The 13,011-nt window shown below is 43.3% G+C and carries 16 protein-coding genes and 1 pseudogene; 11 read left to right on the forward strand and 6 right to left on the reverse strand.

All coding sequences use genetic code 11. The annotated features are described in order from the left end of the window. The first annotated feature begins 340 nt into the window (after positions 1 to 340). The 5 genes from ACEW8F_RS14325 (at position 341) to ACEW8F_RS14345 (ending at position 4,735) form a co-directional block, all read left to right on the forward strand. Entirely contained in the window at positions 341 to 1,318 is a 978-nt protein-coding gene (locus ACEW8F_RS14325; RefSeq protein WP_373484145.1) for a lamin tail domain-containing protein, read from the forward strand. Positions 1,319 to 1,449: 131 nt separating this feature from the next. Then, positions 1,450 to 1,728: a TfoX/Sxy family protein gene (locus ACEW8F_RS14330; protein WP_373484146.1), complete on the forward strand. Its 279-nt coding sequence runs from the start codon at positions 1,450 to 1,452 to the stop codon at positions 1,726 to 1,728. Positions 1,729 to 1,927: 199 nt separating this feature from the next. Next, positions 1,928 to 3,313, forward strand: coding sequence for a uridine kinase (locus ACEW8F_RS14335; protein ID WP_373484147.1), 1,386 nt, complete (start codon positions 1,928 to 1,930; stop codon positions 3,311 to 3,313). 54 nt (positions 3,314 to 3,367) lie between these two features. Beyond that, positions 3,368 to 3,925 carry a DJ-1 family glyoxalase III gene (locus tag ACEW8F_RS14340; RefSeq protein WP_373484161.1) on the forward strand — a complete coding sequence of 186 codons (558 nt, stop codon included), beginning with the start codon at positions 3,368 to 3,370 and terminating at the stop codon, positions 3,923 to 3,925. A gap of 360 nt (positions 3,926 to 4,285) precedes the next feature. Then, complete coding sequence (locus tag ACEW8F_RS14345; protein ID WP_373484148.1) at positions 4,286 to 4,735, forward strand: Hsp20 family protein; 450 nt, start codon at positions 4,286 to 4,288, stop codon at positions 4,733 to 4,735. Positions 4,736 to 4,920: 185 nt separating this feature from the next. Here the strand turns inward: ACEW8F_RS14345 and ACEW8F_RS14350 are convergent, their stop codons facing one another. The 5 genes from ACEW8F_RS14350 to ACEW8F_RS14370 form a co-directional block, all read right to left on the reverse strand. Next, positions 4,921 to 5,421 (reverse strand): hypothetical protein, encoded by a 501-nt coding sequence (locus ACEW8F_RS14350; RefSeq protein WP_373484149.1) that lies wholly within the window; start codon positions 5,419 to 5,421, stop codon positions 4,921 to 4,923. A 65-nt stretch (positions 5,422 to 5,486) separates the two neighbouring features. Then, the gene (locus ACEW8F_RS14355) at positions 5,487 to 6,263 is read right to left on the reverse strand and encodes a GDSL-type esterase/lipase family protein (RefSeq protein WP_373484150.1); all 777 of its coding nucleotides are present in this window, start codon (positions 6,261 to 6,263) and stop codon (positions 5,487 to 5,489) included. Positions 6,264 to 6,275: 12 nt separating this feature from the next. Then, positions 6,276 to 7,280 (reverse strand): ABC transporter permease subunit, encoded by a 1,005-nt coding sequence (locus ACEW8F_RS14360; RefSeq protein WP_373484151.1) that lies wholly within the window; start codon positions 7,278 to 7,280, stop codon positions 6,276 to 6,278. Between the two features lie 23 nt (positions 7,281 to 7,303). Continuing rightward, on the reverse strand, positions 7,304 to 8,218 hold the full coding sequence (locus ACEW8F_RS14365; RefSeq protein WP_373484152.1) for an ABC transporter ATP-binding protein: 915 nt from the start codon (positions 8,216 to 8,218) through the stop codon (positions 7,304 to 7,306). Positions 8,219 to 8,391: 173 nt separating this feature from the next. Continuing rightward, positions 8,392 to 8,640, reverse strand: a complete 249-nt coding sequence (locus ACEW8F_RS14370) for a hypothetical protein (protein WP_373484153.1) — start codon at positions 8,638 to 8,640, stop codon at positions 8,392 to 8,394. A 175-nt stretch (positions 8,641 to 8,815) separates the two neighbouring features. Here ACEW8F_RS14370 and ACEW8F_RS14375 point away from each other — a divergent pair, with 175 nt between their 5' ends. From ACEW8F_RS14375 to ACEW8F_RS14385, 3 genes are all read left to right on the forward strand, one after another. After that, complete coding sequence (locus ACEW8F_RS14375; RefSeq protein WP_373484154.1) at positions 8,816 to 8,944, forward strand: hypothetical protein; 129 nt, start codon at positions 8,816 to 8,818, stop codon at positions 8,942 to 8,944. A gap of 242 nt (positions 8,945 to 9,186) precedes the next feature. Beyond that, complete coding sequence (locus tag ACEW8F_RS14380) at positions 9,187 to 10,197, forward strand: aldo/keto reductase (protein WP_373484155.1); 1,011 nt, start codon at positions 9,187 to 9,189, stop codon at positions 10,195 to 10,197. A 103-nt stretch (positions 10,198 to 10,300) separates the two neighbouring features. Then, positions 10,301 to 10,978, forward strand: a complete 678-nt coding sequence (locus ACEW8F_RS14385) for a GntR family transcriptional regulator (RefSeq protein WP_373484156.1) — start codon at positions 10,301 to 10,303, stop codon at positions 10,976 to 10,978. Positions 10,979 to 11,124: 146 nt separating this feature from the next. Here the strand turns inward: ACEW8F_RS14385 and ACEW8F_RS14390 are convergent. Then, positions 11,125 to 11,253, reverse strand: a pseudogene (locus ACEW8F_RS14390) (transposase domain-containing protein); the annotation flags it as partial. Positions 11,254 to 11,371: 118 nt separating this feature from the next. Here ACEW8F_RS14390 and ACEW8F_RS14395 point away from each other — a divergent pair. From ACEW8F_RS14395 to ACEW8F_RS14405, 3 genes are all read left to right on the forward strand, one after another. After that, the gene (locus tag ACEW8F_RS14395) at positions 11,372 to 11,968 is read left to right on the forward strand and encodes a GTP-binding protein (RefSeq protein ID WP_373484157.1); all 597 of its coding nucleotides are present in this window, start codon (positions 11,372 to 11,374) and stop codon (positions 11,966 to 11,968) included. Positions 11,969 to 11,988: 20 nt separating this feature from the next. Then, on the forward strand, positions 11,989 to 12,474 hold the full coding sequence (locus ACEW8F_RS14400; RefSeq protein WP_373484158.1) for a hypothetical protein: 486 nt from the start codon (positions 11,989 to 11,991) through the stop codon (positions 12,472 to 12,474). A 315-nt stretch (positions 12,475 to 12,789) separates the two neighbouring features. Beyond that, the coding region (locus tag ACEW8F_RS14405) for a B12-binding domain-containing protein (RefSeq protein WP_373484159.1) at positions 12,790 to 13,011 on the forward strand (222 nt) is incomplete at its 3' end.

The raw sequence follows: 13,011 nt of genomic DNA on the forward strand, positions 1-13,011 counted from the left end.
AAAGACCGTTCGATTAGACAATACTTTTGTACCCTAGTATTTGGTAATTAAACATGGCCACGGCCAATCTCCGCTGCGCTCCGACAGGGCTACAGAAGCTTTTTACTTTTAGTTGTTACTAAACCGTTATGATCTACAGAGCGAATGTAGCGTTGGAACGTTTTGTTTATCGGTGTTGTGCCCGACACCACCTCATACTGATTTTTATTCTGAGGTAGTGATCAGCGATATCGTCAAAAAATAAAACCACAAATAACCAGAGAAACTGAACTGAAGGGTATTCTTTTAATAGCCTTTTAAAGGTCAATTAAGTATAATAATTTAAAAAGGGGAAACGAAAATGTCACAAATTAAAAAGTTGAGCAAACACATACCAGGGAAAGCAGCCGTTGTACTGGTGCTGATCCTGATATCTTTATTCGTATTTTCGGGTTGTAGTGCCCTTAATGTCCTAAATAAACCGGATTTTGAAGGATATACCTGGATCGAAGTCGATGGTGGGGATCTGTCGGGTGAGCGGCTGCCCAATGTGGTGGTCGATATTGGTTTTGGGGATCGCGAGTATTATGCTTTTACCAATGAATATGGGCAATTGATTAAGGTTACGGCGGCAAAAATTATTTTACAGGATGATGATAAGGAACCGGTTTTGGACACGGGACGATATTATCCCGATGAGGCCAAGGTTCCCGGCACCGAAAGTCCCACCTTGGATGAGGGCCATGTCATTGCCGATTCCCTTGGTGGGGTGTCCAATGCTTATAATATTACCCCCCAGGATAGTACCCTGAATCGACACGGCGATCAGGCTTATATCGAAAAGGTCATTCGCGATGCTGGGGGCTGCAGCGATTTTACGGCGGTGATTACCTATCCGTCAACCACGACCCAGATCCCCAGTCATTACAGTTATACCTACACCTTGAAGGGCAACGTGATTCGTGATGAATTTGATAATGTCAATCCCGATGAGGTCAACCAGGGACTGGGCCTCACCAGTCAAAATGGACAGAACAGCAGCGGCGTCACCATCAGCGAGCTGGATAAAAAGGCCGAGTATATTGTCATCAAAAATGCTGGCACCAGTGCAGTCGATCTGAACGGCTGGAAAATTGTCTCGGTGAGAGGTAATCAGACATTTACCTTTCCGGCCTTTAGCCTGGCGGCCGGTGCCACGGTTAAAAGCGGCGATTCAGCCAATAATTCCGGCATCGATTTTCATTGGCTTGATGGCGGCGGGACCTGGAATAACAGCGAGAGTGATCCGGCCGAGTTATATGACGGCACTGGTAAACTGATTGATGTATATAATGATTAAGTGATGGGGGTGCGGCATGATGTCAACATTCGACCTTATTGATAGTAACAGCATCACTGAGCGGAGGGATTGTTGTCAAAACTGCCCTGTTTAGGTTTTTTAGTGAGTACCAATTTGAAAGGAGAACGAGAATGAATGAAAATAATCCGATTGAGAAGGCTGAGCTTACAAGCCTGCCAAACATTGGAAAAGAAATGAAAAAGCAGCTTAATGCGATTGGGATCAATACGCCCGATGATCTGGCTGAAGCAGGAAGTCGGGAAGCCTGGCTAAGGATCAGAGCCATTGATTCATCAGCCTGTTATAATCGGCTTTGCGGGTTAGAGGGAGCAATTCAGGGAATTCGCTGGCATTATTTAGATGAAAATCTAAAAAAAGAATTGAAAGCTTTTTACGAAGCTAATCGTTAAGGGAATAGGTTGCTGTAACCGGTCACTTAATTTGTGCAAAGAACTTTGTCAATTGGTTGCAGCGAGTAACTGTCTGGGAAGCGCAGAAATTAACGATTAACCGCGTTGAAGGTACCGCTACGGACAAGAAAAAAACAATCAAACCGGTGTCTGTTACGAAGATACCCAATAATTAAATAAATCGAAAGAAGGTGTGGCTATGCGAGAAACACATTTAATTCAAAACCGGCAGACTTGCAAACTCGGATTGATCATTGTCATTCGGCAGCTTTTTCCTCAAGAATTACTTAAAACCGCTTATTCAATTATGGAGGGCGTGTTTTGCCGGTTTGCCGACTCGGCAATTTCAATTAGAGAAGTCTATCAAATTGAAAAGAAACTCAAAGAATGGATATTGGGAAATCCTGAAATTGACTTTTTGAAGCATGAGGGGGGCTACTACTTTTATCGGGTTGATGACTATGTTGTTAAAATGATTTATCCCTGCGAAACAAACGTTAAAAATATGGATCCTTTCTGTGTGATTCCTTATGCAGACGGTTTTATTGTTGACTTTGGAGACATTGACCGCGATTGCAGCACCTCGTTGATACCGCCAGATAAACTCTCGGCCATGTATGAGAAGACGCAAAAGTGGTTAAAAAATATAAATATCGAGTTGCTAAATGATGTTAATGACTTTGTCATCAGCAGCGCCAGCCTGAAGCTACTGGGGATGGCCGAAGCCCTCCATGAAAAGGAGATATCCGATATTGCCGTGATGATTCTGCAGCAGCAGCGGGCCCTGCGGGTACTGCTGATTTCGGGGCCGTCTTCTTCCGGGAAGACGACTTTTGCACAACGATTATCGACCCAGTTGAGTGTGAACGGATTAAAGCCGGTTACGCTTGCGATGGATGATTATTTTGTGAACCGCGAAGTGACGCCGCTTACTGAGGATGGCAAGCCCGATTTCGATTGCCTGGAAGCTTTGGATCTTCCCTATTTGCAGCAGCAGCTGGGCGAACTGATCAATGGAAAAACGATTGAAACGCCGATCTATGATTTTAAAACCGGCCATCGTTCGACCCAAACAAGGCGCCTGCGCGTCGGACACGATGAAATACTTGTCGTCGAAGGAATCCATGCCTTGAATCCGCTATTGTTTTTGGGTGTTAACCGAAACATGCTATTTAAAGTCTACCTCAGCTCGCTGTTTCAATTAAATTTCAACTTGGAAAACAGAGTGCCAAGTTCTGAAGTACGGCTGATCAGGCGAATCGTTAGAGGCGATCAGTTCCGCGGTACCCATCCCGAGGATACCCTGGATCAGTGGGAAAATGTCCGCCGCGGGGAGTATAAAAACGTGTTTAAATTCCAGGAAGAATCGGACGTAATGTTTAATTCGAGCCTTCTTTACGAATTAAATGCCATGAGACCTTTTGCTGAAGCATCCTTAAATAAAATCGATGATAACAGCCCCTATGTGAAGACAAGGGACCGGCTGCTTAATATTCTATCGTTCTGTGAGCCAATGAATACGGAGAAAGTGCCTTTTAATTCAATACTGCGTGAATTCATCGGCGGCAGCATCTATTTTGACTAATGGCATTGTAAAATCATAAAAATTGAAAAACCGGATAAAGGGAGAAGAATAATGATGATGAACGTAATTGTTTTTTTAGCACCAGGATTTGAAGAAGTGGAAGCCTTAACCGTTGTCGATTATTTACGAAGAATCAAGTCGATTCGGGTTGATATGGTGGCCATCGGCGATAGCCTGATGGTTTCCGGAAGCCATCAGATTGCGGTCAAAGCCGATCACCACATTGATGATCTACAAAACCTCGACGCCTACACGGCGGTTGTTATTCCCGGTGGCATGCCTGGAGCCGCCAATCTAAGAGACGATCCCCGGGTTATCAAAATCGTCAGCGACATGGCTGCCGCCGGTAAAGTAGTGGCGGCGATCTGTGCCGGGCCGATTGTTTTAGCCAAAGCTGGGATCATCGCTGGTAAAAAACTGACCTCTTACCCCGGCTTTGAAGCGGATCTGCCCGATTCAATCTATCAACAGGACGCGGTCGTTCGGGACGGCAATCTGATCACCGCCCGGGGCCCGGGAAAAGCGGTGGATTTTGCCCTGGAACTGGTGAGCGTTTTAGCCGGCGCGAACGAGGCCGAGACGTTGCGCAAAAATATCCTTTATGACAAGTAGTAAAACAATTTGATCCCGTTGTGTTAGCAACAAAACCCCGTCACCGTAATGGTTGGGGTTTTTTTCGTTGCCAGCACCTTGTTTGACTAATTGAGAATCCTTGATCTACTTAAAAAATTGCAAATAACACGTCGTAAATTAATTATTGATCGATTAAATACGTTCGCAAAGTAATGATCATCAACGTGAAAAAGCACTAGACGAGCAAAGTAAGCGCTCAAACTAGGGTAGCTTAAAAATAACTTAAAAGGCTTCAATTGAAGTATTGACAATTGGCCAAAAAGGTGGTATAAAATAACCATAGTTAGCACTCGCTATATGAGAGTGCTAACAAAAATACAAAATGTAAAGGAGTGGTTTATGATGACAGCACTGATTCCGTTTAACCGAAAAAGAAATGATTTGATGAATACCGGTTTTGATGATTTTCAAAATATGCTTGACGACTTTTTTGCAGAAGGGTGGCCGATGCGAAGAAGTTTAGCTGGTGATACCTTCAAAATTGATCTTCAGGATAATGAAAATGAATATATCGTTGAAGCAGAGCTCCCAGGTATTCAGAAGGACGAGATTAATCTTTCCTTAGATGAAGGACGACTGCAGATAACCGTCAAGAAGGAAGAAACGAAAGAAGAAAAAGAAAAAAATTATGTTCATCGGGAGCGAAAATTCTCAGCCATGACCCGGAATATCTTTTTGGCCGATGCCGCATCGGACGACATTAAAGCCAAGCTCAACGAGGGGGTTCTGACGATCACCGTACCTAAGCAGGTGAAACCGGAACTGACTAAACAAATTGAAATTGAGTAAAGCAGTCAATAATTGTTAACCTCAAATGCCGATGGGCGACAGAAAGGGATGATGCAATTAGAATCATTTAAAGCAATTAAAAAAATATAAAATCACAAATAGGAACACCCTTTTTATAGCTGTCGATGATGCTATGAAAAGGGTGTTTATTATGACTTCAGTCACGAAACCAGTCGAATTTACGTTTAAAGATTGCGACTGTCATAAGCCCAGTGCAGCAGCGCCTGGCGCTGTTTTTTGCGATAGTTTTGATCCATTTGCTGGCAATTCTTTTTAATCGCGCCGATATGGCGCACCATCGCTTTCCAGCGCTTGATCTGGCGGCGGTCTTCGTCAGGAACGCGGCGGCCATAATAATAGCGGCAATACCATTGAAACCAGCCCCGGGGATCGATGGGGTTGATCCAGCCGTTGGCCTGCCAGACGCTAAGGGGCTGCGAAGCATCGACCTGATAATAATTTAAGGAAATATCTTTTCGGGCTGGTGAAAGTTTGGCATTATCATACCAATCCTCGGGAAATTCAGACCGGCAATCGGTCATGTACTTGCCTCCGAAAAGGCCTATCGCCAACAGTGCTTTGGGGGAGAGCTCCGGCTTAAAGTCGGGATCAAAATTTGTCCCCATGGCTTCATTTAAGTAATAAAAGCCTTGTTGCATCGTATCGTTGATGATTATTTTTTTCATTTTTTCTGGCTATCCTTTCGTTTCTGCTGGCCACCATGATCGCTGATTCTGGTCAGGTTATTTTCTTAATCGATGCCGTTTAAAATGCGGTCCAGGGCTTCGGCAATGACCTGATAGCCGCTGCTGCTGGGGTGAAACTGATCGGCTGCCAGATAGGTTTGCAGATGATATTTAAAGGCGTCATCAATGGGAATATAGGCCGTCTTATTATCGGCAGCGGCGAGCAGCTGGGTTTGATAATTCCATTCAAACAGCTTTTGCGATTTTTGCGGATCCTGATCGGGATAGGGATTATATAAACCAATCAGGGCGATTTGAGCCTCGGGATTCAGCGCGCGAATACGGCTGATCGTCGCTTCTAGATGCTCCTGATAGCGGCTAAGGATGTCCTGAAAGGCTGCATCCAAAGACAGGGCATCCTGATACTGGAGGCGATTCAAATCATTGCCGCCAATCGAGATAATAATTAAGTCGGCGGCGGAAATAAAGGCGGCATTTTCCGGGGCGACGACCAGCGCGGCCAGATCAGCGCTGATCGCTCCAGACACTGACAGATTTACCACCGTGAGGAGATTATCGGGATTAATTAGCGCCGCATAGCGTTTGCCGATACCCATGTCCGGTTCATCACCGACGCCGTATCCGATCGAATCGCCCAGCACCAGAATACTGTTAGCGGCGCTGATTGGTTCAGTTTCAATAGTCTCAGCGGGCTCGCCAAGGTCGTCCGGATTTTTGTCGCCGCCATTGGTGATGGTAATCGCAATGATCACGCCGGTCACAAAAATAAGTATCAGGGCGACCGATACGATTAAGATCAATGGCCATATTTTTTTGATCATGATTGCCTCCTTTTAGACCAGTACATCTTTGCGACTAAAAATCTGAAACCCGAGCAGCAGCGCCAGTAAGCCCCAGATTCCCAGGGTGATGATGGAAAAATTCAGGCTCATCCCCGGAATCGGCTGATAGGAGCCGGTTAAATACCGGGTGAGGTCCAGATTGGTAACAAAAAAGAACTTGACGATGGGCCAGTCGGACAGAAAAAACTGCAGAAATTGTCCGCCAATCAGGGCCGCCATCAATACCCCAATGGCCGAGACGGTATTATCAACGATAATCGAAATCAACAGGGTCAGAGCGGCAATCACAATCGCGACGTACCAGGTCAGTGAATAAATGAGGATGGTGTACTCAAAGCGGCTGACCAGAATCACCGCATCAGCGTTTAATTGCCCGTCGATCAGGCGAAAGCCGGTGGCAACGGGTTCATCAAAGCCCCATTGGCCAAAGAAAAGATAGGAGATCAGGACCGCCAGCAGCCCCATGATCAAGACCACCAGGGTGGTCATCAAAAGCAGCGCAATCAGCTTGCTCAGCAGAATTTTCCAGCGCGGCACCGCCCGGGTTAACAACACCTTAATGGTCCCGGTTGAAAATTCCCCGGAGACCAGATCAGCGGCGAGGATTACAATGATCAGCGGAATCAGCAACGAAATGCCCTGCTCCACAAAATCGACGCTGAACTTGGCGGCACTGGGGGTAATTGGGTTAATATCGTTATCGATAAAATAACGCAGCTGTTTGATTTCAATGTCAATGGAGGCAATCCCCTCAGCGGGAATATAGGGGCTGTCAAGGCGCTTTTCCAGATCCTCCAGCCGCTGGGTGGCCAGGCTTTTCCAATCATAGGTTCCGGCGCCGGACAGATTTTCAAAGCGGTCAATATTTTTTTCATAGGTATATTGCTGGCCATAGGAAAGCAGGGTGATGAAAATGATCAGCAACCCGATAATCAGGAATAGTTTCTTCTTTAACAGCAGTTTGGTGACTTCATTGCGAATGAGGTTTAGCATCATCGTATCCTTTCTACTGATTTTTTTTATTGAATGGTTTTCTGGTTGGTCAGGCGCAGGAACAGCTCCTCCAGAGTGGTGTTTTTAGCTGCCACGGTTTGCAGTTTCAGGCCGGCAGCGATCATGGCGGAATTGATTTTGGGCAGGTTTTCCAGGTCGATGGCGGCAATCAGTTCGTTTTGAGTCGTGATCCGGGCCTCAAGCTGAAACTGCTCGCTGAAGATTTTTTGGCCCTGGCGGGGATTGTTTACAACCCAGACGATTTCACCGGTTGATAGCATCTCCGTCACCGCGCCGTCCCGGACTAGCATCCCCTGATTGATAATGCAGACCCGGTCGCACATCAATTGCACTTCGCTGATCAGATGCGATGAAATGAGCACTGAAATCCCCTTATCTTTGGCCAGGGATTTGACAATTTCCCGAAATTCATGGATGCCCTGGGGATCAAGGCCATTGGTCGGTTCATCAAGAATCAGTAAATCGGGTTGATGAATCAGGGCCTGGGCTAGGCCGATCCGCTGTTTCATGCCCATCGAATAAATGCTCACCTTATCATGGATGCGCTTTTCCATGCCGACCAGGGCGATGGCATCATCAATGGCGGCCTTGGTGACATGCCGGGACATGGCACCTAAGAGCTCCAGGTTTTTATAGCCGCTCAGATACTCGTACAGATCCGGGCCTTCAATGATGCAGCCGACATGCGCCATCGCCTGGACGTAATCGTCACTAATCCCATGTCCGCAGATTGATACGGTACCAGTGCTGGGCCGTGACAAACCAACCAGCATTCTTAAGGTCGTCGATTTGCCGGCGCCATTGGGTCCTAAAAAGCCTAAAACTTCCCCCTTGTTAAGCTGAAAGCTGATGTCTTTAACAATTTCTTTATTCTTAATGCTCTTGGATAGATTGGTAACCTGTAAAACTGGCGTCTCCATAAAACCCTCGCTTAAAATCGATAATTGGAATGTTTCTAATTAACTATATGCCCGGAAAGCCGGTATTCAAACAAAGAATTTAAAAGGCTGGCGCTGTTAAAAATAAAAAGACACGGTGCAAATGGAAGTTGAGACCATTTGCACCGTGTTTTTTATTTCTGGATCAGAAGTGGTCAGCGGAGTTGCGACGCATCAATGACCACGTAGGTACCATCGGCCCACTGATCCAGGGCAATCTGGATCACCGGCGAGCCGTCGGTATCGATAAAAGCCTGAATAATTTCGTCATCCATCTGCGATTCGATGGCGACTTCCGTCACCCCATTAAAAGAAAAGCCCTCAAAGGCTTTAATGATGTCCCGCCAGATATCCCGGGAACCATCAATTTTTTTCAGGTTCTTGATCACTTGTTCAATATTCATTTTCTTTACCTCCCCAATACTATGTCGGTTATAAAATGAATACCCTCCTTGACGCATTTTAAAATTATTTGATCAAGATATTTTAAAAATCAACTTCAAAGTTCATCAACTACCATGTAAAAGCTGAGTTGCTAATTGAACGAATAGTAAATGAACAATTAGCAAAGGAGGTGTAATGTGTTTGACGAAAGTGATCGAAGCCATGGCAGATTTCGCCGTGGTCCAAGGCTTTGGGGTGATTCGTTATCCAGATCAATTGTTTTGCCATTTCCAGATTCCGTTGCGGAATTCGATAGCTTATTAGAATAGCTACCCTCGTCAGTTTGCTGGCGAGGGTTTTGTCTTTTTTGCACTTGCCTTCGAACTCCGAAACAAAAAAGCCTGAAACGTTTTTTCATAAAAAAATAATTTTTTATGAATTTAAAAGTAATTGATTTTTCTAATTTTCTATTGACAAATGCAGAAATAAGAGATATATTACATAACCAATATACCGATATATCGGTTATGTAATAAAAATTTAACAAACAAAGGGAGAAACACATCTTGAAAAAAAGAAAATTAGGTTCACTTGAAGTTGCTGAAATGGGCATGGGATGTATGGACTATTCACATGGACATGGAACCCCACCACCACGTGCAGAAAGCATTAGACTAATGCGTTTGGCGCATGAACTTGGCTGTACACTTTTTGATACAGCAGACATATATGCAGATGGCCATAATGAAATTTTAGTTGGAGAGGCATTAAAACCGATTCGACATGAAGTATGTCTTAGCACAAAGTACAATCCAGAGGCACATCCTGTAACAGATCCATCTAAAGGAACTGTTGAGGAACAAATTGAAGGTCGTCTTGATGCATCTTTAAAACGTTTGGATACGGATTACATCGATCTTTACTATATGCATCGTGTTACGGATGATGTTCCACTAGATGAAGTGGCCGGTTATATGGCAAAATTTATTCAAAAAGGAAAGATTCGTGCATGGGGTATGTCTAGAGCAACAGTAGATCAAATTAAAATTGCACATGCTGTAACACCGGTAGCTGCTATCCAGAATGAATATTCTCTTATGGAACGAGATCCAGAGGATGGGGTTTTAGCAGCATGCAAAGAACGTGGTATTGGATTTGTGCCATATATGCCACTTGCGGGTGGATTTTTGACAGGAGCATATAAGCCGGGTATGGTCTATAAGAATGATGATGCTAAACGTTTCGCAGCTAGATTTAGCGATGAAAATATCATAAAAAATCAGCCAATACTAGAAATTCTTGATCAGATGTCAAAAGAAAAAGGATGTTCTTATGCGCAGGCAGCTATTGCATGGTTACTTCATAAGGAAGATTTTATTGTGCCAATTCCTGGGATGATGAATGAAGAAATTGTTCATTTCAACATGGAAATTCCGAATATTAGTTTTACCGCCAACGATATGAAGAGATTTGATGAAGCACTTGCTAAAATTACGGTATATGGTAAATGGGATGATAGCTGTATTGTAAAATTGAAGGAAGTTCTGAAAGAAGAAAACTTTAAATTAGACGTTTAAACATGGAATAGGTAAATTATACATAAAGATGCAAGGAGGCAGTCGGAGGAACGGCTGCCTCCTTGCGTCTTTATTTTTCGTATAGTATAATGAGTAGGCGTAAATGATTGAAATATTTAAGAGAAGATACATGGGGGAATCGGGGATGTCTTTTTTATTAAAGGATGAAGCTTATGATAAATTCATTCAAATGATAAATGATAAGAAACTTATATATGGTGAGATATATTCTCTAAATGTCTTGACTGCCACTATGGATATGTCCAAAACGCCAGTCAGAGATGCCATTCAAAAATTAGTGGATGAAAAACGAATTGATATTTTACCAAGTCGTGGTATTCGGCTGCATCAAATAACAAAAGAAGATTTAATGCAACATTACCATTTTAGTTGTGCAATTGAGGGTTATTGTGTGGCAACGCTGGCTAAGACCTATCAAAAAGATAAGAAGAATCCATCGGTCAAGAAACTAAAAAATCTGACGGAAAAAATGGAGAAAATGCTTGATGAACAGCAGGATTTTGGTGAATATTTTGCTTTAGACCAGCAGTTCCATAAGGAGTTACTTGAGTCATTGAGAGATCCTTATTTTAATAATCTGCAGTATTCCTCGATGGGATTTTATAATCATCCTGAAGTACAGTTTACAGATAAAAAACTATCTAGAAAAGAGGTATATGAGTGTCATCGAAAAATATTGAATGCCATATGCGAAGGAGATTCTGCCAGTGCATATGAAGCATTGCTTGAACATTCAGATCTGATGCTGAAAGCATTTTAGAAAAATGAACGATGATAACTGAATAATTAAGCAGGTAATAACAAGATACCTAAAATATTATATATCAAAGAAAAAAGTTTTAATTTAGCGGAACAATACCGCTTGATTAGAGCTTTTTTGTTTTTTAAAAGGAGGAACAGCAATGGAATTGCTGGAAGATTTTTAAATAGAAATTCGAGATATTTGTATGGGTTCAAATGATTCGCCTTGGCGGTTTCGACAATCGAGTAAACAATCGCACTGGCACTCGCACCGGCAGGACTGCCTGCAAAAAGCCTGAAACGTTTTTTCTTAAAAAAATAATTTTTTATGAATTTAGTGATTGACAAATCGTTTACAAAGGTTTATATTGTATCCATACTTACTTGTACGTATAAGTTGGGCTGGAGGTGAATGATGATAGATAACAAATTAATACTTTTTACCGGTTTTCTCGGTTCCGGGAAGACATCATTACTTTTAAAATGTGCAGAATATCTGGCCGGGAATAATAAGAAATGTGCCATTATCATTAATGAGATTGGTGAAATCGGGATCGATAATTTACAGATGAAAAAATTGGGTTATGATGTCTGGGAAATATTTGGCGGCTGTATCTGCTGTACGCTGGCGATCAGTCTCGAAGACACCATACGTCAACTACAGGAGAAATATGATACTGAATACATCCTGATGGAGCCTTCGGGAGCGGCTGATCCGTCAGCCCTGTATCCAACTTTGGCTCACTGCGGGTTCACACAACAAAAAATCAAAAATGTGATGATCATGGATCCGACCCGGGTGGAAATGCTGGTTGCGGTGCTGGAACCTTATCTGGAAGCAGCCATTCCGCTTGCGGATCTGGCGGTGATTAATAAAATTGATGTGGCGACCGCAGCGGAAATCGAGCAATCCGAACAGGTAATCAGGCAGTACAACCCGGGCGTTTCAATTGCACAAATCGATGTGAATGAACTGACCGCGAACCAGATCAAAGACATGCTTAAATAAATTTGAACGGAGTGAGAACAATGTATCAGAATGTATTTCAAACCCTGGCAATCGAGACAAAATTGTTATCGAGACAAGCATTGCAGAATGAAAAATGGCTGGAAATCGGTTGCTTTTTTATTCAGAATTATGTGGAGCAATTAAGCAAAGCAGAAAATATAACCATTGGTCATATCAAGGGGCTGATTGAACTGGATGAGGGAAATTTCATCAAATTCAGCAGCGTTGCCGCCGACCGGCCGGTAAACGCTGAAATCCTTAATTCGCAAGGCAATAGCCAGGAAGGAAGGTTGACCTTTAATGCCATCGTTGCTAATATTTCAAAGGAAACCAATCTCACCTGTTTTCATATGGCTCTGGAAAGAACCTGCAGTGTCTACGGCCTGATGACCGATTATAAAGAGACAATTCACGATGGTGGAGAATTGGTGGAGTCAGAAGAACAGCCCTGTCCGGTCTGTCATGATCACCATCATCATGATGAAACCTGTGGGCATCATCACTAAACGGTAATCACCGATGATACCATCGGTATTATAAAGTAACTAAATTAAATTTGGAGGTACAATGCATGGTTGAAATAAAAAAAGAGACTCCTTAAAATTCCACAGGTACAGGCATTGCGGGCCATAACGTACACGGGAAGCGCTAAAAGGAGTGCTCATCACTATAATATTAACACAAATCCAAATGGATTATAAAGTTATTTTTCCGTAAATCGGATTAGTTTTATATATTCTTTAATAGCTGATGAGTTCTCCTCTGAAAATGTGTGGTTCAAATAAAAAAATAATCAATCAAATCAAATGGAGGATAAAAAAATGGCGAAAATTAGTGAATTGCTGGCGAAACTGGAAATGGACGAGCTGATGGAAACAGTACAGCAAGAACTCGATAACGGGACCGATCCCTTAGAGATTCTTAAAGAAGGGGAAGCCGGGATGATCAAGGTTGGTGAATTGTTCAGTGCCGGCGAATATTTCGTATCCGATCTGATGATGTCCGGGGAAATGTTCAAAGAAGTGGGCGAAATGCTGGAACCC

Source organism: Acetobacterium sp., assembly GCF_041752335.1.
GTDB lineage: Bacteria > Bacillota > Clostridia > Eubacteriales > Eubacteriaceae > Acetobacterium.

Excerpts from the sequence above, each read along its gene's own strand:
- ACEW8F_RS14325 (WP_373484145.1), top strand. The coding sequence starts at position 341 with ATGTCACAAATTAAAAAGTTGAGCAAACACATACCAGGGAAAGCAGCC.
- ACEW8F_RS14330 (WP_373484146.1), top strand. The coding sequence starts at position 1,450 with ATGAATGAAAATAATCCGATTGAGAAGGCTGAGCTTACAAGCCTGCCA.
- ACEW8F_RS14335 (WP_373484147.1), top strand. The coding sequence starts at position 1,928 with ATGCGAGAAACACATTTAATTCAAAACCGGCAGACTTGCAAACTCGGA.
- ACEW8F_RS14340 (WP_373484161.1), top strand. The coding sequence starts at position 3,368 with ATGATGAACGTAATTGTTTTTTTAGCACCAGGATTTGAAGAAGTGGAA.
- ACEW8F_RS14345 (WP_373484148.1), top strand. The coding sequence starts at position 4,286 with ATGATGACAGCACTGATTCCGTTTAACCGAAAAAGAAATGATTTGATG.
- ACEW8F_RS14350 (WP_373484149.1), bottom strand. The coding sequence starts at position 5,421 with ATGAAAAAAATAATCATCAACGATACGATGCAACAAGGCTTTTATTAC.
- ACEW8F_RS14355 (WP_373484150.1), bottom strand. The coding sequence starts at position 6,263 with ATGATCAAAAAAATATGGCCATTGATCTTAATCGTATCGGTCGCCCTG.
- ACEW8F_RS14360 (WP_373484151.1), bottom strand. The coding sequence starts at position 7,280 with ATGATGCTAAACCTCATTCGCAATGAAGTCACCAAACTGCTGTTAAAG.
- ACEW8F_RS14365 (WP_373484152.1), bottom strand. The coding sequence starts at position 8,218 with ATGGAGACGCCAGTTTTACAGGTTACCAATCTATCCAAGAGCATTAAG.
- ACEW8F_RS14370 (WP_373484153.1), bottom strand. The coding sequence starts at position 8,640 with ATGAATATTGAACAAGTGATCAAGAACCTGAAAAAAATTGATGGTTCC.
- ACEW8F_RS14375 (WP_373484154.1), top strand. The coding sequence starts at position 8,816 with ATGTGTTTGACGAAAGTGATCGAAGCCATGGCAGATTTCGCCGTGGTC.
- ACEW8F_RS14385 (WP_373484156.1), top strand. The coding sequence starts at position 10,301 with ATGATTGAAATATTTAAGAGAAGATACATGGGGGAATCGGGGATGTCT.
- ACEW8F_RS14395 (WP_373484157.1), top strand. The coding sequence starts at position 11,372 with ATGATGATAGATAACAAATTAATACTTTTTACCGGTTTTCTCGGTTCC.
- ACEW8F_RS14400 (WP_373484158.1), top strand. The coding sequence starts at position 11,989 with ATGTATCAGAATGTATTTCAAACCCTGGCAATCGAGACAAAATTGTTA.